This is a genomic window from Streptomyces sp. NPDC008317, from assembly GCF_042955955.1.
Lineage (GTDB): Bacteria > Actinomycetota > Actinomycetes > Streptomycetales > Streptomycetaceae > Actinacidiphila.
The window spans coordinates 302,448-320,264 of record NZ_JBIBFQ010000010.1 but is presented as its reverse complement, the minus strand read 5'-3'; the positions used below and the strand labels follow the sequence as shown (position 1 = coordinate 320,264).

Here is a 17,817-nt window from a genome sequence, read left to right as displayed (position 1 = left end):
AGACTGATGACCTGGCTGTTGTACGGCGCCACCGGCTACACCGGCCGCTTGATCGCCCGCCGCGCCGCAGCACTGGGACAGCGCCCTGTGCTGGCCGGTCGCAACGCCGCGAAACTGGTGCCGCTGGCCGCCGAACTGGGCCTGGAACACCGGGTGTTCGGTCTCGGTGACCCGGCCGCGATACGCCATGGACTGGACGGCGTGGAGACGGTGGCGCACTGCGCGGGCCCGTTCGCGCGCACCGCGCTGCCGATGGCGACCGCCTGTCTCGACTCCGGTACCCACTATGTGGACATCACCGGTGAGATCGATGTCTTCGAGTCGCTGCACGCGCTCGACGCGCCCGCGGAGAAGGCCGGGATCACCCTGCTGCCCGGCGCGGGCTTCGACGTGGTGCCGACCGACTGCGTCGCCGCGCTGCTCGCCGCCCGGCTGCCGGACGCGACCCAGCTCGACCTCGCCTTCCTGATCGGCGGCGGGGCGAGTCCCGGTACCGCGCGGACCGCGCTCGAAGGCATGGGCGTGGGCGGCAGGATCCGTACCGGCGGCGAGATCCGTACGGTGCCGGTCGGCTCCCGACAGGTGCAGGCCGCCTTCCCTTCCGGCACCCGCAAGGTCGTGTCGATCCCGTGGGGCGATGTCAGCACCGCCTACTACTCGACGGGCATTCCCGACGTGACCACGTACACCTATGTGCCCGTACCGACGCCCGCGCTCGCCGCGAGCAGGCTGCTGCGGGTCGGGCCGCTGCGCGGGGCGCTGGCGGGCGTGGTCGGCAAGCTGGTGCGCGGTCCCGGCGAGCGCGCCCTGAGCGGGAGCCGCAGCGAGGTGTGGGGCCGTGCCCGCGACGCGGCGGGCAACACGGTGACCGCGACCCTCACCGGACCCGGCCCGTACGGCATGACGGCCGATTCCGTGCTGCGGATCATCGGGCGGCTGCCGGGGCTGCCGACCGGCTTCCAGACCCCGTCGCTGGCGCTGGGCGCGGACTACGCGGGCACGCTGGACGGGGTGACGGTCACGGTGGAGGCGCTGGGCTGAGCGCGGCGCCGGGCGCGGTGTCCTGACGCGGCGCGGTGTCCTCACACGGCGGGCGGTCCCACCCCGCAGGGGCCGCTCAGCCGCGGTTGCCGACCAGGAACAGCAGCCAGATGAAGAAGGCCAGCGCGTGGGCGACCACGACGTAGACCAGGACGCGCAGGACGACGCCGCGTTCCTTGCGCTTCTCGCTGCCGTTGGTGGTGCCGACCACGAGCGAGCGGGGCGGGGGCACCTGCTCGGGGGTCGGGGCGGGTGCCGGGTTCTGGCCGCTCATCGCCGGGCTCCTCTGGTCTCGTCGCCCCGGGCACGTGCGCGGGGCTGATCCGTACGGTCCTGGTGGGTGCCGCGCGTGGGGTCGGCGCGGCCGGTACCGATGCGCGGGGCGTCGGCGGGCGCGGGGCCCGCGGCGGCGTCCTGCGGGCTGACGCACAGGGCGGAGGTCTCGCTCTGCATGAGGGTGTGGACGAACAGCAGGTCCACTCCCCCGGCGTCCGCCGCCTCCAGCCGGTGCGGCACCAGCGAGTCGAAGTGCGCGGAGTCCCCCGCACCCAGGGTGTGGCCGCGGTCGCCGAGGCTGAGCAGCAGCGTGCCCCCGGTCACGTACAGCCACTCCTCGCCGGGGTGGACGCGGACGAGCGCGCGCTGGGCGCCCGAGGGTATGTGCACGCGCAGCGCCTGCATCGCGCGGCCGGTGCCGCCCGCCCGCCAGTACGTCCAGCCGCCCGCGGGCACGGCCGTCATACGGTCGCCGCGTACGATGGGATCCGGCTCGGCCTCCGTCTCGCCCAGCAGGTCGGAGACGGTGGTGCCGTAGAGCCGGGCCAGGCCGAGCAGGACCGGCAGCGAGGGCTGGCGCAGGCCGGACTCCAGCCGGGACAGATGGGCCGCGGACAGCTCAAGCCGTCGGGCGGCGGTCTCCAGGGTGAGGCCGCTGGCGCGTCGCCGGTCCCGCAGGCGGGGCGCGAGGACGAGATGGTCCGTGGACAGCGCACCCGGGGGTGGCGCACTGTCCACGGAGTCGAGGATGTCCGTGCCGTGGGTGGCGTCCATGTCTTCCATGGAACAGCACGGCTTGCCTCTCAGGCAAACGAGTTACCTCAGAGGCAAAAACCCGCGGTGATCAGCGCTTGCGGCCGATGCCCCCGTAGACCCCGATCTTGCGCAGCTCGGCGGGCTTGAGCTCCGGGCCCTCCGGGTGCCAGAGCGGGACCTGGACCAGACCGGGCTCGATGAGGTCGTACCCGTCGAAGAAGGCGAGCACGTCGGCGTGGCTGCGGGCGGTCAGCGAGGCGGTGGCCTTCTTGTAGACCTCCATCACCTCGGGCGCCACGTCGGTGTGGAAGTCCGCGGTGGCGTGCGAGAGCACCAGGTAGCTGCCGGCCGGCAGCGCCTCGCGCAGCGTGCCGAGCATGCCTGCCGGGTCCTCGGCGTCGGTGACGAAGTGCAGCACCGACACCAGCAGCAGCGCGACCGGCTCGTCGAAGTCGATCAGTTCGCTGATGGTGGGGTGCTCCAGGATCGTGCGCGGATCGCGCATGTCCCCGAGGAAGAAGCCGGTGTTGCCGGTGCCGATCAGCCGCGCCCCGGCGTGGGTGGCCACGATCGGGTCGTTGTCGATGTAGGCGATCCGGACGTCGGGCGAGACCGAGTGCGCGACCTCGTGGGTGTTCGGCGAGGTGGGTATGCCGGTGCCGATGTCGATGATCTGCCGGATTCCGCCCTCCACCAGGTGGCGGACGGCTCTGCTCAGGAACGCGCGGTTGGCGCGGGCGCCCAGGACCACGTCCGGGGCGACGTCGAGGACACGCTGAGCGGCTTCCCGGTCCACCTCGTAGTTGTCCCAACCACCGAGGAAGTAGTCGTACATACGGGCAGGATGCGGTTTGCTGGTGTCTATCTCGTCGACGGGGAATCCCTGGTCGGTCACGCCGTCCTCCGCTTCCTTCGCTTCTGCTGTGCCGCTGTGTTCTGTGCGTCATAGGTGGTGCGTCCCGCGTCGTACGCGGCGCTTCGCGCGTGGGTGACACGCGGTCCTTCGTGCGTGGTGCTCATCCGAGGAGGAAATCCGCTTCGCCCGCCTTGGCGCCCTGGATGAAGGTGGTGATCTCGTGATTGGTGTAGATCAGCGCCGGACCGTCGGGGTCGGTCGACTGGCGCAGCGCCACCCGTCCGTCGTTCAGGCGTTTCGCTTCCACGCAGGAGCCGCCGTTGCCGCCGCTCCAGGGTTTGCGCCACCCGTCGGGACCGAGTTCGGTGGCGGGCATTCCGTTGTAGATGCCGTCGTGATGTCTGCCGTGGGCGGCGTCGTGCACGGTGTCGTAGATGTCGCCGTACCCGTACACGCCGTCGTTGCTGACGCGATCCATGGTTCAGATCTCCTTGCGCATGCCATCGAGGATGGCCTTGGTGCTCTGTGCCGGCGCGGCCTGCGCGCACATCCGGTCGAGTGCCTCCAGGAAGGTGGACACGTCGTCCCGCTCGTCGAAGTAGACGCCGCCCACCAGGCTCTCCGCGTAGGCGATGTCCGGGATCTCCTGGAGCTGGAACCGGAAGATGTGGAAGGGCCCGTACATGGCGGGGTGCGGGCCGGAGGCGAACGGGATGACCTGGAGGCGCACGTTCGGCAGCTCGGTCGCCTCGGCGAGGGCGTCGATCTGCTCGCGCATCACCCGCCGGCCGCCGATGGGGCGGCGCAGCACGGTCTCGTCCATGACGACCCACAGCAGCGGGGCCTCGTGCTTGCGGACCAGCGTCTGGCGCTCGACGCGCAGTTCGACCAGGCGGTCTATCTCCTCGGCCGCCGCGTGCGGCATCCCCGCGCGCAGTACGGCGCGCGCGTACGCGGGGGTCTGGAGCAGGCCGGGCACGTAGTGCGGCTCGTAGGCGCGGATGACGGTGGCCTCGCCCTCCAGGCTGACGAAGGCGCTGAACCAGTCCGGCAGGACGTCGCGGAAGCTGTGCCACCAGCCGGGCCGGTTGGCCTCGCGGGCCAGGGCCAGGAAGCCGCCGATCTCCTCGGGAGTGGTGATTCCGTAGGTGATCAGGAGTTTTTCGACATAGGGGATCTTCAGCCCGACTTCGGCCTTTTCCATCCGCCGGATCGTGGCGTGGGTGACATCGAGGGCCTGCCCGGCCTGTTCGAAGCTGAGCCCGGCCCGCTCGCGGAGGTCCTGGAGTCGCTTGCCGAGCACCATGCGCAGGACGGTCGGAGCGCCGCCCGGCCGCGGGTCCATCACGTGGCTCAACCCCCAACTCCCTTGACTGATAAGCAGTGTGGCATGTCGTCAGCGTCAGCGACAGCGTGTTCTGTTGAATTTGCAAATTACAGAACGGACCTTGCCATGTGTCCGGCACGAGCCCCATAGTTACGGAGTGGTTCCTTCACCCAACGCTCTCCGACGCGAGCGCCATGACACCGGTGGCGGCTGTGGCCGCCACGACGTCTTTCGGCTGCCCGCGCAGAGCGCTTCGGTGGCCGACGCCCGGGGCCGGATACGCGACCGGCTGAGCGAGTGGAACGTGTGCCCCGAACTGGTGGACGACGCGAGCCTGGTGGTGACCGAACTGTTCACCAACGCGGTGCGGCACACCGACAGCGAGAAGATCACCTGCGTCGTGCACCAGCGCGGCGCGGTGATACGGCTGGAAGTGACCGACCAGGGCCGGGGCTCCAGCAGGCCCGAACCGTGCGACGCGGGCGCGGACGAGGAGGGCGGTCGCGGACTGCTCCTGGTGAGCGTGCTGGCGACGGCCTGGGGATCGGAACCCGCGGAAGACGGGACAGGGCGCGTGGTGTGGGCCGAACTGGCCGTACACCCCGCGCCCTCGTGTTAGCTACAGCGGCAGCAGATCGGGCCGCTTCGGCTCGACGTCGTCGCCGGAGGACTCCCCGCGCAGCCGCCGTCCGATCCACGGCACCAGATACTCCCTGGCCCACTGGATGTTGTCCTTGCGCACCGCGGAGGCCGGCCGCTGGGACAGCGGCGGCCACGCCTGGTCGGGGTCGGCGGGCACGTCGAGGCCGAGCACCTGCGCGGCGCGCAGCGCGACCCTGGTGTGCCCCTCGGGCGACAGGTGGAGCCGGTCGTCGCTCCAGGCCCTGCGGTCCTGCACCGAACGCAGCGACCACAGGTCGAGCACCGGACAGTCGTAGCGGTCGGCGATGGACCTGACATGCGCGGTGTACGTGGCGATCTTGCCGCGCAGGTGCCGCAGCACGGGTACGTCGCGGGTGTCGAAGCCCGTACAGACCAGCACCGTGCCGACGGCGCCGCTGAGATCGGCGACGGCGGCCTCGAAGCGCTCGGCGATGGCGTCGGGGTCACCGCCGGGGCGCAGGATGTCGTTGCCCCCGGCGCAGAAGGTCACCAGGTCGGGAGCGAGTTCCTTGGCGCGCGGCACCTGCTCGGCCACGATCTGGTCGAGCAGCCGGCCGCGGACCGCGAGATTGGCGTAGCGGAAGGTGTGTTCCTCGCGCCGGTCGGCGAGGAGTACGGCCAGGCGGTCGGCCCAGCCCACGTACATACCGTCAGGACCGGGGTCGCCGACGCCTTCGGTGAAGCTGTCCCCCACCGCGGTGTACGACCCGATCGCACCGTTGTCGTCTGTTTGCGAATCGTCAGCCACGTCGGACCATCTTTCTCCTCCGGGTGTGACTTACGCGACCGTAAGGAGGGGTTGACGCGACGTGATTCATCCCACCAGGTCAAAGCCGCCAGGAAGGAATACGCCGCCGGGTGACGGCGCACCGGACACATACCGTTCGGTACGTGGTGCTCCGCGCTGCCGTATCGTCGGCAGTGCCCCAGGTCGCGACGTATGAGAGGTAGGAGGATCACCGGTGACGCAGGAATTGCCGCGGACCGACCCGACCGGATCCGAGCCGATAGCCGAGGCGCTGTCAGAGCCCGCACTGACCGGTGTGCGGAATTTCCGGGACGTCGGGGGTCTGCCCACGACGGACGGGCGCCGGGTACGGCCGGGCGTGCTGTTCCGCAGCGGTCACCTCGCGCACGCCGACGCCGACGCCATCGCGTTCCTCACCGGGCTCGGCCTGCACACGATCTTCGACTTCCGCAACCGGGACGACATCCGCGTCGAGGGCCCGGACGTCGACCTGCCGGGCACCGTCAATGTGAACCTCCCGCTCAGCGACCCGGCGAACAACAACAACGCCGGTTTCTGGCACACCGTCCGCAACGGCGACCTGGCCGCGCTGGAGGAGGTGCTGGGCGAGGGGCGCGCCGCGGAGCGGATGGCGCAGTCCTACCGCACGCTGATCCGCGAGCGCACCGCGGAGCACGCCCGGATGCTCGAACTGCTCACCGAGCCCGCCGACCCGGCCGTCCCCGCGCTGCTGCACTGCGCCGCGGGCAAGGACCGCGCGGGTACGTCGATCGCGATCATCCTGCTGGCGCTGGGCGTCGAGCGCGCCGCCATCGAGGCGGACTACCTGGAGAGCAACGCGCCGCACCGCCGCTACCGGGTGCGCCGCGGCGACGGCAGCACCGGCTCCGAGATCGACCCGGCGGTGATGGCGCTGCTCGACCCGCTCTTCGAGGCGCGGGCGGAGTACCTGCGGGCCGCCTTCGAGACCATCGACGAGGAGTGGGGCTCGGTCGACCGCTATCTGGAGGAGGGCCTGGGCCTGACGAAGGAGCGGCGCGAGCGGCTGCGGGACGTGCTGCTGACGGACTGAGAGATCTCCGGGGGCCCGTACGCGCGGCGTACGGGCCCCCGTCCGTGTCCCGGCGGTGCGCCTCAGCGGTTGGCGACCGCCTGCTTGACCAGCGTGCGGCCGAAGTCCCACATCAGGCCGCCCCCGCCGTGCGCGTCGTCCATGACGGCGGTGAAGGCCGTCACGAAGCGGTCGACGTCCGCCTCGTTCACGACCAGCGGCGGGATCAGCTTGATGACCTCGACGTGGTCGCCGGAGACCTGGGTGAGGATGTGGTGCCGCTGGAGCAGCGGCACCACGACCATCTGCGCGAAGAGCCCCTTGCGGGCGGCCTGGAGCATCGTCCAACGGCTGCGCAGGCCGAGCGACTTGGGGCGGCCGAATTCGATGCCGACCATCAGGCCGCGACCGCGGACGTCCTTCAGGAACTCGTACTGGTCGGTGAGCGCGGCCAGCCGGGTGCGCAGCAGGTCGCCCATCAGCCGGGAGTTCTCGACCAGCCGCTCGTCCTCCACCACCGACAGCGTGGCCAGTCCCGCCGCCATCGCCTGGGCGTTGGACCCGAAGCTGGCGGAGTGCACCAGCACCCGGTCCATGGAGGAGTAGACCTTCTTGAAGATCCAGTCCTTGCCGAGCGTGGCGCCGACCGGCACGTATCCGCCGGAGAGCGTCTTGGCGACGGTCAGCAGGTCGGGCTCGACGCCCTCCTCCTGCTGGTAGGCGTAGAAGGTGCCGGTGCGGCCGATGCCGGTCTGCACCTCGTCGCAGATGAGCAGCGCCTTGTGCTTGTGCAGCAACTCCTGGGCGGCGCGCAGGTATCCGGGCGGCGGGATGTAGACGCCGTGGCCCTGGATCGGCTCGATGATCATCGCGGCCACGTCGCCGCGCTTCAACTCCCGTGCGAGCGCTTCGAGATCGCCCACCTCGATCGGGGTGTCGGGCAGCAGTGGTGCGAAGCCGTCCTGGAATCCGGCCTCGCCGTTGACGGACAGCGACCCGGTGGTCAGCCCGTGGAAGGAGTGCTTGCAGTACAGGACGCGCGTCTTGCCGGTGGCGTACCGGGCGAATTTCAGCGCGGTCTCGACGGCCTCGGTGCCGCTGTTGCCGAAGAACACCCGGTCCAGGTGCGGCGAGTGGGCGAGCAGCTTCTCGGCGAGCAGGCCGGGCAGCGGCTGGCAGTCGAAGCGGGTCAGGTCCGCGAGCCCCGCGTCGAGCACGTCGTGCAGCGCCTTGCGGACCACCGGGTGGTGGCGTCCGACGCCCATCACGCCGAATCCGGCGAGCATGTCCAGGTAGTCGTTGCCGTCGGCGTCCCAGAAGTGCGCGCCCTCGGCCCGCTCGTAGACCTTGTCGAAGCCGATGGTGTGCAGCATCCGCGGAAGCTGGTGGTTCAGGTGCTTGGCGTGCAGGTCGTAGCGCTCGCCGCCGCGCTCGGCGAGCAGCGTCGCCAGGTCGAACCCCTTGGCCGGGCCGGGCACTTCGCCGCCGCCGGCCTGCGGGGCGGGCCCTTCGCCCACGCTGCTCTCAGACGATGTCATCGCTCACCTGCTCCTTGCGTACGTGAATGGGTACGGCCTCCCGCGCGGTGTCGTCCGCGGCCCCGGCCGGTTCCCCGACCGTCACCGTACGCGCGCCGCCGTTCCGGGTGTCGGTACGGGTGTCGATACGGGTCAGGGCCGCGCCGATCCGACCCGCGATCTCGGCGGGGGTCAGTCCGATGTCGGCCAGCACCTCGGCGCGCTTGGCGTGCGCGAGGAACTGCTGCGGGATGCCGAAGTCGCGCAGCGGCACGTCCACACCCGCGTCGCGCAGCGCCTGCGCGACGGTCGAACCGACGCCGCCCGCGCGGCCGTTGTCCTCCACGACGGCCACCATGCGGTGGCGCGCGGCCAGTTCGGGCAGCGCCGGGTCGACCGGCTTGACCCAGCGCGGGTCGACGACGGTGACGCCGATACCTCGGCCGGCCAGCAGTTCCGCGACCGACAGGCAGGTGGCGCCGAGCGCGCCGACCGAGACCAGCAGCACATCGGACGTCTCGCCCTCGGACGGCCGGTGCAGCACGTCCATGCCGCCGACCCGGTCGACGGCGGGCAGCGGCTCGCCGACGGTCTCCTTCGGGAAGCGGATCACGGTGGGCGCGTCGTCCACGTCGAGGGCTTCGCGCAGTTGGGCCCGCAGTTGGTCGGCGTCGCGCGGCGCGGCGATCCGCAGCCCCGGCACGACCTGGAGGATCGACATATCCCACATGCCGTTGTGCGAGGCGCCGTCGACCCCGGTCACCCCGGCCCGGTCGAGGACGAAGGTGACTCCGCACTTGTGCAGGGCCACGTCCATCAGGACCTGGTCGAAGGCGCGGTTGAGGAAGGTCGCGTAGACCGCGACCACCGGGTGCAGTCCGCCGGTGGCCAGGCCCGCGGCCGAGGTCGCGGCGTGCTGTTCGGCGATGCCGACGTCGTAGACCCGGTGCGGGTACGCCTTCGCGAAGGCTTCGAGTCCGACCGGTTGCAGCATGGCCGCGGTGATCGCCACGACGTCGGGCCGCTCGGCGCCGACCCGGACCATCTCCTTGCCGAAGACGGAGGTCCACGACGGGCCGCCGACCGGGGCGAGCGGGCGGCCGGTGAGCGGGTTGATCGCGCCGACGGTGTGGAAGCGGTCCGCCTCGTCCTGCTCGGCGGCCGGGTAGCCGCGGCCCTTCTCGGTGAGGCAGTGCACCAGCACCGGGCCGCTGAACCGCTTGGCGCGGCGCAGCGCGGTCTCGACGGCGGCGATGTCGTGGCCGTCGATCGGGCCGACGTACTTCAGGCCCAGGTCCTCGAACATGCCCTGCGGGGCGAAGGAGTCCTTGAAGCCCTTCTTCGCGCCGTGCAGCGACTCGTAGAGCGGCTGCCCGATGACCGGGGTCTGCTGGAGGACGCTCTTGCCCCAGGACAGGAAGCGTTCGTAGCCGTCGGTGGTGCGCAGCGTGGTGAGGTGGTTGGCCAGACCGCCGATGGTCGGGGCGTACGACCGCTCGTTGTCGTTGACGACGATGATCAGCGGGCGGTCCCGGCCCGCGGCGATGTTGTTCAGCGCCTCCCAGGCCATGCCGCCGGTGAGCGCGCCGTCGCCGATGACGGCGACCACATGGTCGTCGCCGCCCTTGATCTGGTTGGCCTTGGCGAGGCCGTCGGCCCAGCCGAGGACGGTGGAGGCGTGGCTGTTCTCGATCACGTCGTGCTCGGACTCGGCGCGGCAGGGGTAGCCGGACAGGCCGCCCTTGCTGCGCAGTTTGGAGAAGTCCTGGCGGCCGGTGAGCAGTTTGTGGACGTAGGACTGGTGGCCGGTGTCCCACAGGATCCGGTCGGCGGGCGAGTCGAAGACGCGGTGGAGCGCGATCGTCAGCTCCACCACCCCCAGATTCGGTCCCAGGTGGCCGCCGGTCCTGGCCACGGCCTGGACCAGGAACTGCCGGATGTCGGCGGCCAGTTCGTCGAGCCGGCCTTCGGGCAGTGCCTTCAGGTCGCGCGGGCTTCGGATGTTCTCCAGCATCGACATAAGTGGACCTCGTTCCCCCTGCCGGGATTGCTATGTTCAGCCGACCGTTCCCGCGACGGCTTGGCCGCCGACGGTCACGGAGGGTTCACCCGACGTGGTGCCGTCGGCCTCCATCTGCTCGGCGAGTTTCATCGCCTCTTCGATCAGCGTCTCGACGATCTTCGACTCCGGCACGGTCTTGATGACCTCACCCTTGACGAAGATCTGACCCTTGCCATTGCCCGACGCCACACCGAGGTCGGCCTCACGGGCCTCACCCGGACCGTTGACGACACAGCCCATCACCGCGACCCGCAGCGGGACCTCCATACCGTCAAGACCCGCCGACACCTGATCCGCGAGCTTGTACACATCCACCTGCGCACGCCCGCACGACGGACACGACACGATCTCCAGCCGCCGCTGCCGCAGATTCAACGACTCCAGAATCTGAATCCCGACCTTGACCTCCTCCGCCGGAGGAGCCGACAACGACACCCGGATCGTGTCCCCGATACCCTCCGACAGCAGCGCACCGAACGCCACAGCGGACTTGATCGTCCCCTGGAACGCCGGACCCGCCTCCGTCACACCCAGATGCAGCGGATAGTCCGACTGCGCGGCCAGCAACCGGTACGCGTTGACCATCACCACCGGGTCGTTGTGCTTCACCGAGATCTTGATGTCCCGGAAACCGTGCTCCTCGAACAGCGACGCCTCCCACAGCGCGGACTCCACCAGCGCCTCAGGCGTCGCCTTCCCGTACTTCCTCAGCAGCCGCGCGTCCAGCGACCCCGCGTTCACACCGATCCGGATCGGCGTCCCCGCGTCCGAAGCCGCCCGCGCGATCTCCTTCACCTTGTCGTCGAACTGCTTGATGTTCCCCGGATTCACCCGAACCGCCGCACACCCGGCATCGATCGCCGCGAACACGTACTTCGGCTGAAAATGAATGTCCGCGATCACCGGAATCTGCGACTTCTTCGCGATCGTCGCCAACGCGTCGGCGTCATCCTGCGTCGGACACGCCACCCGCACGATCTGACAGCCCGAAGCCGTCAGCTCCGCGATCTGCTGAAGAGTGGCACCGATGTCAGAAGTACGGGTCGTCGTCATCGACTGGACGGAAACAGGCGCGTCCCCGCCCACCGGGACCGACCCGACCTGGATACGACGCGAAACACGACGCGTCGCCAGAGGCCGGGCCGGCAGGGAGGGCAGGCCGAGCGCGACCGGCTCGACTGCTGTCATCGTCAGGTCACTTCGCCCTGTTGGAGGCGACCGTCTCACGGGCGGCGCGGATGGACTCCTTCAGGGAGCCCATGGTGGCCATGACGGCCGTGGGCTCGTAACCGCAGTGCGCCATGCAGTTGTCGCACCGGTCGTCCTTGCCCCGGCCGTACTTGTCCCAGTCCGTCTCGTCCAGGAGCTTCTGGTACGTGGCCACGTACCCGTCGGCCATCAGGTAGCAGGGGCGCTGCCAGCCGAAGAGCGAGTAGTTGGGGATCGCCCACGCGGTGCAGGGGAAGTCCGCCTTGCCCTCCAGGAAGTCCAGGAAGAGCGGGCTGTGGTTGAGCCGCCACTTGCGCCGGTTGCCGTCGTCGAACGCCTTCTTGAACAGCTCACGGGTCTGCGTCACGCCCAGGAAGTGGTCCTGGTCGGGCGCCTTCTCGTAGGCGTACGCGGGAGACAGCATCATCTCCTCGACCTTCAGATCGTCATTGAGGTAGTTCATCACCTCGATGATCGTCTGCGGCGTGTCGGTGTTGAAGAAAGTCGAGTTCGTGGTGACCCGGAAACCGCGGCGCTGGGCTTCCTTGATCGCGGCCACGGCCTCGTCGAAGGTACCTTCCTTGGCCACGGACTCGTCGTGCCGCTCGCGCATACCGTCAATGTGAACGGTAAAGGCAAAGTAAGGAGAAGGTGTGAACTTCTCGATTTTCTTGCGCAGCAGAAGGGCATTGGTGCAGAGGAAGACGTACTTCTTCTTCGCGACGAGTTGCCGGACGATCTCGTCGATCTGGGGGTGCATCAGCGGCTCACCACCCGCGATGGACACCATCGGCGCGCCCGACTCCAGCACCGCGCCGACGGCCTGGGCCACCGGCATGCGCTGCTTCAGCACGTTGGCGGGGTGCTGGATCTTGCCGCAGCCCTCACATTTGAGGTTGCAGGCGAAGAGCGGTTCGAGCTCGACGATGAGCGGGAACTTTTCGCGGCGCCTGACCATTTTCTGTTCGAAGAGGTACGACGCGACACGGATGGTCTGACGGAGCGGCATAGCCATCTAGCTCACCTCCAGGGGAGCACGGTAGTGCGGTGCCAATCAAGAAAGGCAGGAACAAGATCTCTGAGCACCCGGAATGCGATGATCCCGGTGCGAAGCGTTCCGACACGTACGAGTTCGAACTCGGGCGTGTCGACGACGACTCGGGCCGCCGCGATGTGGCGCGCGCCTTCGGCGAGCGCGGCGCGTCGCATCGCGGCCGATTCCATGTCCACGGCGATGGCACCGGTCGCCGCCAGTGCGGTGCGCTCGGCGCCCCGCACGACATGGTCGGATTCTGCGAGGGGGCCGGTGTGCACGGTGTGACCGGCCGCCTTGAGCGCGGCGGCGAGCGCCTCGCTCTCGTGGCCGTCCTCGGCGACCACGACGTCACCGGGGCGCATGCCGGGCGCGAGCCCGGCACAGAAGCCCGTGGTGAGGACGGCCGAGCCGCGCAGCTCCGGTTGGTGCAGGGCCTCACGGACCACCCGGTCGGCGGCCGTGGGTCCCATGCCGGTCCTGAGCACGGTGACCCTTTCGGCGGCGTTCCGGGCCGCTCCCCTGCGCAGCGCGACCTTCTCGATGCGCAGGGCGCACACCACCAGCAGCGGCGGTCCTGTATGGCCCACGAACTAGGCCCCCTTTCCAGCGGCGGTTCCGGCGGTGACGGCCGGGGCACCCGCGGTACCGAACGGCTCGTCGCGTACGTATCGCCCGAGGGCGGTCAGCGGGAAGACCATGCGGTAGAGGTGGTAGTTGATCGAGAAGTCGCGGGGGAAGCCCGTACCGGTGAAGTACGGCTCGTCCCACGACCCGTCGGGGAGCTGGGTGTCGGTCAGCCAGCGCACCCCGCGCGCGACCGCGTCACCGTCCCGTTCGCCCGCCGCCAGCAGCGCCATCAGGGCCCACGCGGTCTGCGAGGCGGTGGAGGCACCGCGGCCCACCCATTCCCGGTCGGAGTAGGAGCGCAGGTCCTCGCCCCAGCCACCGTCGTTGTTCTGCACCGATTCCAGCCAGCTCACCGCCTTGCGGATCGCCGGGTGGCTCGACGGCAGACCGGCCGAGGCCAGCGCGGGGACGGCGGACCCCGTGCCGTAGATGTAATTGACCCCCCAACGGCCGAACCAGGCGCCGTTGTCCTCCTGTTCCGCCAGCAGCCACTCGATGCCGCGGCGGGCGTGCTCGTCGTGCTCGAGACCGAGCGCGGCGAGCATCTCCACCACGTGCGCCGTGACGTCGGCCGACGGCGGGTCGATGACCTCGCCGAAGTCGCAGAAGGGCAGCCGGTTCGGGAACCTGCTGGTGTTGTCGGCGTCGAAGGCGCCCCACGCGCCGTTCCGCGACTGCATCCCGACGTTCCAGCGCACGGCCTTCTCCACCGCGGAGTCGACGCGCGCCCGGTCCGGGTGGTCGATCCTGCGCAGGGCGAGGACGACCTCGGCGGTGTCGTCGATGTCGGGGTAGATGTCGTTGTGGAATTCGAACGCCCAGCCGCCCGGGGCGAGCTGGGGCCGCTGCACGGACCAGTCGCCCGGCCGGGTGATCTGCTCGCCGAGCATCCATTCGGCCGACTTGACCAGCGCCGGGTCGTCCGCGGGAACGCCCGCGTCGGCGAGCGCGATGGCCGCGAGGCAGGTGTCCCAGACCGGGGACTGGCACGCCTCGATCATCCGGACGCCCTCTTCCGGCCATACGGCGAAACGATCCAGCGAGTCGAGACCGGCCTTGACCACCGGGTGGTCGAGCTCGTAGCCCAGCAGGTGCAGGGCGATCACGGAGTAGACGGCGGGTGGCTGGATTCCTCCCCAGCAGCCGTCGGCCTCCTGACGCTCGATGATCCAGCGGGCACAGGCGTGCATGGCGCTGCGCCGCACCATGCGCGGGCTGAAGCGGCGGTAGACGTGCAGCACCTGGTCGAGCCGCTCGAAGACGCCGTCCCAGGTCCTGATGGAGGCTCTGCGCCGCTTGGGGTTGGGCTGTTTGGGGTTGATGTGCAGCTCGTCGATGCCGAACGGCGCCGGGCGGACCGGGCGGTGGGCTCCGACGACGGTGAGCGGCACGATGGTCTGCCGCGCCCAGCAGCCGAACGAGTAGATGTTCAGCGGCATCCACTTGGGCAGGTAGATGATCTCGGGCGGCAGTTCCGGGAGGTCGTCCCAGCTCCACCAGCCGAACAGGGCCAGCCAGATGCGGGTGAAGACCCGGCTGGCCGCCACTCCCCCTTCGCCGCGCGACCACTTGGCGGCGAGTGCCATGTGCGCCTCGTCCGGGGAGTCCCCGGCGAGTCGCAGCGCGACATACGCCTCGATGGTGGCCGACACGTCGCCCGGCCCGCCGTGAAAGGTGGGCCAGGCGCCGTCCTCACGCTGCTGCGAGCGGATCCACCGGGCGGAGGCCGCGGTGGTCTGCTCGTCCTGGATACCCAGGAACTGTCGGAGCAACAGGTCCTCGGCGTCCATCGTCACGTTCGTTTCGAGGTCGCCCTTCCACCATCCGTCGGGGTGCTGCCGTGCCAGAAGGTGGTCTGCGGCGCGCTGCACGGCACGCTGCGCCGCCGCCTCGGTGCCGTCGGCTGGAACAGGGTCCGGCTCCGAGGTGCTGCTGGCCGAAGGTGTCCGGTGGGTTGGCGTCCCTGGACTGCCATCGGTCGTCGCTGTCATGGCTTCCCCTTTGCAGTTGAGACTATCTGCGGTGTTGGGGCGGCCGTCGGCCGTCACATAAGAGGGACCGGCGACGTTAGCGCTCCACGTTTCGTTCTGTCGTTCTCTTTATTTCTCGCGGACCACCACAAAATCCGCGAGACCAACGAGCTTACGTTGAATTTGTTCCGGCATGTCCATTTTGTCCAGCGCGGCGATGGCGGTCGCGTACTGCCTCCTGGCCTCCTGGGAGGTCCACTCACGTCCACCGGCCTCTTCGATCAACGCCGCGCGCATAGCGAACTCTTCCTCGCTGAAGGCACCGGTTTCAGGATTCTTCGCGTCCGCCGCGAGCAGTTCACCCAGGCGCTCCGACGCGGACCCTCCCGCGGCGAGCGCGGCGACCACGGGAAGCGACTTCTTGCGCTGCCGCAGGTCGCTCCAGGTCTGCTTGCCGGTGGCCGCGGGGTCGCCCCAGATGCCCAGCAGGTCGTCCACCGCCTGGAAGGCGAGCCCCAGGTGGTAGCCGTACTCCTCCAGCGCGTCGGCGTCGGACTCCGAGGCCCCGCCGAGCACCGCGCCGATGGAGGACGCGCAGGCCAGCAGCGCGCCGGTCTTGTTGCCCTCCATCTCCAGGCACTCCTGGACGGTGACCCGCTCGCGGTGCTCGAAGGAGATGTCCTGCGCCTGACCGTCGATCAGTTTGCGGGTGGCGGTGGTCAGCCGGCGGGTGGCCCGGCCGGCGTCGACCGTGCCCTGTTCCAGCAGCAGCTCGTTGGCGAGCGCGAAGAGCGCGTCGCCGACCAGGATCGCCTGGGCGGGACCGTGCACCTTCCACACCGTGTCGCGGTGCCGTCGCTGCTCGTCGCCGTCCATCAGGTCGTCGTGCAGCAGCGAGAAGTTGTGCACCAGCTCCACGGCGACGGCGCCGGGTACGCCCGTCTCGGCCGAGGCGCCCGCGGCCTCCGCGGACAGCAGGGCCAGCGCCGGGCGTACGGCCTTGCCGCCGTCGCCGTCCGCGGGGCGGCCCGCCTCGTCGATCCAGCCGAAGTGGTAGGCGGCGACGGTGTCCATCGGGGGTGCGAGGCGGGCCACGGCCGCGCGCAGTACGGGTGTGGTCAGGATGCGGCCGTTTTCCAGCAGTTCGATGACGCCGGTGGCGGTCACGTTCTCTCCTCTGGTTGCACCAATAGCACTCATGCCGCCTCCAGGACGCCGTTGTCGAATGGCATCCCGAGCGCGGACAACGCTTCTCGGGAGGCGTGCAGGCCGCTGCGCACCGCGCTCTCCATGGTCGCGGGCCAGCCGGTGGCGGTCCACGACCCGGCCAGGTAGAGGCCGGGGGCGCGGGTCACCGGACCGGGCCGCAAGCTCCCGACACCCGGAGTGGGCGCGAAGGTCGCGGTGCGTTCCCGGGTGACGAAGAAGTCGCGGACGCCCGCGCCGCGGGCCGCGGGCAGCAGCCGTTCCAGCTCGGGCAGGTAGCGGGCGCGCAACTCGGCCACGGGGAGGTCGATCTCGTCCTCCACCGCCGACTGGGACACGGCCACGTACTGACCGCCGCCGGTGAGCCCGGAACTGACGGTGCGGTCGAAGACCCACTGGACGGGGCTGCCGAGTGCCGCGAAGAACGGCTGTCGGAGCACCTGTCTGTTGTAGATCACATGCATATTGAGGATCGGAGCGGTACCGATGCGCAAGAGCTTTTCCGGATCTTCGAGCGATCCGGCGGGCAGCAGGCCGTGCGCCTCGCGCTGCGGGACCGCCAACACCACGATGTCCGCGTCGAGTTGCTCGCCGCGTCCCGGTCCGGTCTCGATCGAGACGTGCCAGCCGCCGTCCGCCGCCTCTTTGATGCCGGTGGTACGGGAGCGCAGCATGGTGCGTACGCCCGCGGTGTCCAGCGCGGCGCGGGCCCGGCCGTCGTGCAGGTCGCCCAGCGGCGCCGAGGCCCAGCCGATGTCGGCGGCCCCCGGGTCGGAGAGCAGTCCGGTCTTGAAGACCTTCGCGGCCAGGCCCAACGAGGCGTCGGCCGACCGCGCGTTGAGCGTGGCCACACCGACCAGGTCCCACAGCGCCTCGATGGTGCGCGCCGACTGCCCGCGCGCACTGAGCCAGCTCGCGAAGTCCGTACGGTCCAGGGCCGGGTCGTCCAGGTCGAGGCGGCCCAGCGCGAGCGCGGCGCGGCCCACCGAGGCCCGCTCACGCGGACTCAGATGCGGGTAGCGGAGCAGGCTCGCGGCCAGGTGCAGGGGCACCGGCAGCGCGGTCCTGGACAGCCGCCCCAGCCGGAGCGTGTCGGCCTCCAGCACCGGTACGTCCAGCCGGTCCTGAAGGGTCACCAGGTCGCGGGCCGCGATCCGGTCGATGAACCACTGGTAGGCGTCGCAGCAGCGCAGAAAGACGTGCTGGCCGTTGTCGACGGTCAACTCGCCGCGCTTGAAGGAGAAGGCGAGGCCGCCGAGCCGGGGTCTGGCCTCGGCGAGGGTGACGCGCACCCCGGCGTCGGCCAGCGCGAGCGCGGCCGTCGTACCGGCGAGTCCGCCGCCGACCACGACGGCGGTGCGCATGCCGCCGCCGTCGGTGGTGATCCGCTCATGCGCGGTCATGCGTCCTCCCCCCTTCGGCCCCGCCGTGTCCAGCACGGCGAACCGTTGCTGGCAGTGACGCCGTACGTG

The 17,817-nt window shown here is 70.2% G+C and carries 17 protein-coding genes; 3 read left to right on the top strand and 14 right to left on the bottom strand.

Annotation, left to right across the window (positions count from 1 at the left end; translation table 11 throughout):
- The first annotated feature begins 6 nt into the window (after positions 1–6).
- A complete protein-coding gene (locus ACFY9V_RS30080) occupies positions 7–1,041 on the top strand; it encodes a saccharopine dehydrogenase NADP-binding domain-containing protein (RefSeq protein WP_391163748.1) in 1,035 nt (344 codons plus the stop codon).
- Positions 1,042–1,117: 76 nt separating this feature from the next.
- Here the strand turns inward: ACFY9V_RS30080 and ACFY9V_RS30075 are convergent, their stop codons facing one another.
- The 5 genes from ACFY9V_RS30075 to ACFY9V_RS30055 all read right to left on the bottom strand — a co-directional run bounded on the left by ACFY9V_RS30075 (position 1,118) and on the right by ACFY9V_RS30055 (position 4,235).
- On the bottom strand, positions 1,118–1,315 hold the full coding sequence (locus ACFY9V_RS30075; RefSeq protein WP_355342840.1) for a DUF6126 family protein: 198 nt from the start codon (positions 1,313–1,315) through the stop codon (positions 1,118–1,120).
- Positions 1,312–2,091, bottom strand: coding sequence for a helix-turn-helix domain-containing protein (locus tag ACFY9V_RS30070; protein ID WP_391163747.1), 780 nt, complete (start codon positions 2,089–2,091; stop codon positions 1,312–1,314). Before ACFY9V_RS30070 ends, ACFY9V_RS30075 begins: the two co-directional genes overlap by 4 nt.
- A 70-nt stretch (positions 2,092–2,161) precedes the next feature.
- Entirely contained in the window at positions 2,162–2,968 is an 807-nt protein-coding gene (locus ACFY9V_RS30065) for an SAM-dependent methyltransferase (protein WP_391163745.1), read from the bottom strand.
- 121 nt (positions 2,969–3,089) lie between these two features.
- Positions 3,090–3,305, bottom strand: coding sequence for a DUF397 domain-containing protein (locus ACFY9V_RS30060; RefSeq protein ID WP_355342882.1), 216 nt, complete (start codon positions 3,303–3,305; stop codon positions 3,090–3,092).
- A gap of 105 nt (positions 3,306–3,410) precedes the next feature.
- Complete coding sequence (locus ACFY9V_RS30055) at positions 3,411–4,235, bottom strand: helix-turn-helix transcriptional regulator (protein ID WP_355342885.1); 825 nt, start codon at positions 4,233–4,235, stop codon at positions 3,411–3,413.
- A gap of 178 nt (positions 4,236–4,413) precedes the next feature.
- On the opposite strand from ACFY9V_RS30055, the gene ACFY9V_RS30050 reads away from it, so the two are divergent.
- Positions 4,414–4,875 (top strand): ATP-binding protein, encoded by a 462-nt coding sequence (locus ACFY9V_RS30050; protein WP_355342846.1) that lies wholly within the window; start codon positions 4,414–4,416, stop codon positions 4,873–4,875.
- Here ACFY9V_RS30050 and ACFY9V_RS30045 read toward each other — a convergent pair whose 3' ends face one another.
- The gene (locus tag ACFY9V_RS30045; RefSeq protein ID WP_355342849.1) at positions 4,876–5,667 is read right to left on the bottom strand and encodes an SGNH/GDSL hydrolase family protein; all 792 of its coding nucleotides are present in this window, start codon (positions 5,665–5,667) and stop codon (positions 4,876–4,878) included.
- Positions 5,668–5,881: 214 nt separating this feature from the next.
- On the opposite strand from ACFY9V_RS30045, the gene ACFY9V_RS30040 reads away from it, so the two are divergent.
- The gene (locus ACFY9V_RS30040; RefSeq protein WP_391163744.1) at positions 5,882–6,739 is read left to right on the top strand and encodes a tyrosine-protein phosphatase; all 858 of its coding nucleotides are present in this window, start codon (positions 5,882–5,884) and stop codon (positions 6,737–6,739) included.
- 62 nt (positions 6,740–6,801) lie between these two features.
- Here ACFY9V_RS30040 and ACFY9V_RS30035 read toward each other — a convergent pair whose 3' ends face one another.
- The 8 genes from ACFY9V_RS30035 to hpnE form a co-directional block, all read right to left on the bottom strand.
- On the bottom strand, positions 6,802–8,256 hold the full coding sequence (locus ACFY9V_RS30035) for an aspartate aminotransferase family protein (protein WP_355342852.1): 1,455 nt from the start codon (positions 8,254–8,256) through the stop codon (positions 6,802–6,804).
- The gene (gene dxs / locus ACFY9V_RS30030) at positions 8,243–10,255 is read right to left on the bottom strand and encodes a 1-deoxy-D-xylulose-5-phosphate synthase (RefSeq protein ID WP_391163743.1); all 2,013 of its coding nucleotides are present in this window, start codon (positions 10,253–10,255) and stop codon (positions 8,243–8,245) included. Before dxs ends, ACFY9V_RS30035 begins: the two co-directional genes overlap by 14 nt.
- A 36-nt stretch (positions 10,256–10,291) precedes the next feature.
- Positions 10,292–11,485 carry a flavodoxin-dependent (E)-4-hydroxy-3-methylbut-2-enyl-diphosphate synthase gene (gene ispG, locus ACFY9V_RS30025; RefSeq protein ID WP_391051419.1) on the bottom strand — a complete coding sequence of 398 codons (1,194 nt, stop codon included), beginning with the start codon at positions 11,483–11,485 and terminating at the stop codon, positions 10,292–10,294.
- A 7-nt stretch (positions 11,486–11,492) separates the two neighbouring features.
- Positions 11,493–12,521 carry an adenosyl-hopene transferase HpnH gene (hpnH, locus tag ACFY9V_RS30020; protein ID WP_355339472.1) on the bottom strand — a complete coding sequence of 343 codons (1,029 nt, stop codon included), beginning with the start codon at positions 12,519–12,521 and terminating at the stop codon, positions 11,493–11,495.
- Positions 12,522–12,526: 5 nt separating this feature from the next.
- Positions 12,527–13,129: a 1-hydroxy-2-methyl-2-butenyl 4-diphosphate reductase gene (locus ACFY9V_RS30015; RefSeq protein ID WP_355339469.1), complete on the bottom strand. Its 603-nt coding sequence runs from the start codon at positions 13,127–13,129 to the stop codon at positions 12,527–12,529.
- A 3-nt stretch (positions 13,130–13,132) separates the two neighbouring features.
- Positions 13,133–15,160: a squalene--hopene cyclase gene (gene shc, locus ACFY9V_RS30010; RefSeq protein WP_391051416.1), complete on the bottom strand. Its 2,028-nt coding sequence runs from the start codon at positions 15,158–15,160 to the stop codon at positions 13,133–13,135.
- Between the two features lie 108 nt (positions 15,161–15,268).
- Positions 15,269–16,339 carry a polyprenyl synthetase family protein gene (locus ACFY9V_RS30005; RefSeq protein WP_188282688.1) on the bottom strand — a complete coding sequence of 357 codons (1,071 nt, stop codon included), beginning with the start codon at positions 16,337–16,339 and terminating at the stop codon, positions 15,269–15,271.
- Positions 16,336–17,748: a hydroxysqualene dehydroxylase HpnE gene (gene hpnE, locus ACFY9V_RS30000; protein ID WP_391051414.1), complete on the bottom strand. Its 1,413-nt coding sequence runs from the start codon at positions 17,746–17,748 to the stop codon at positions 16,336–16,338. The genes ACFY9V_RS30005 and hpnE overlap by 4 nt, the downstream gene beginning before the upstream one ends.
- Between the last annotated feature and the right edge of the window lie 69 nt (positions 17,749–17,817).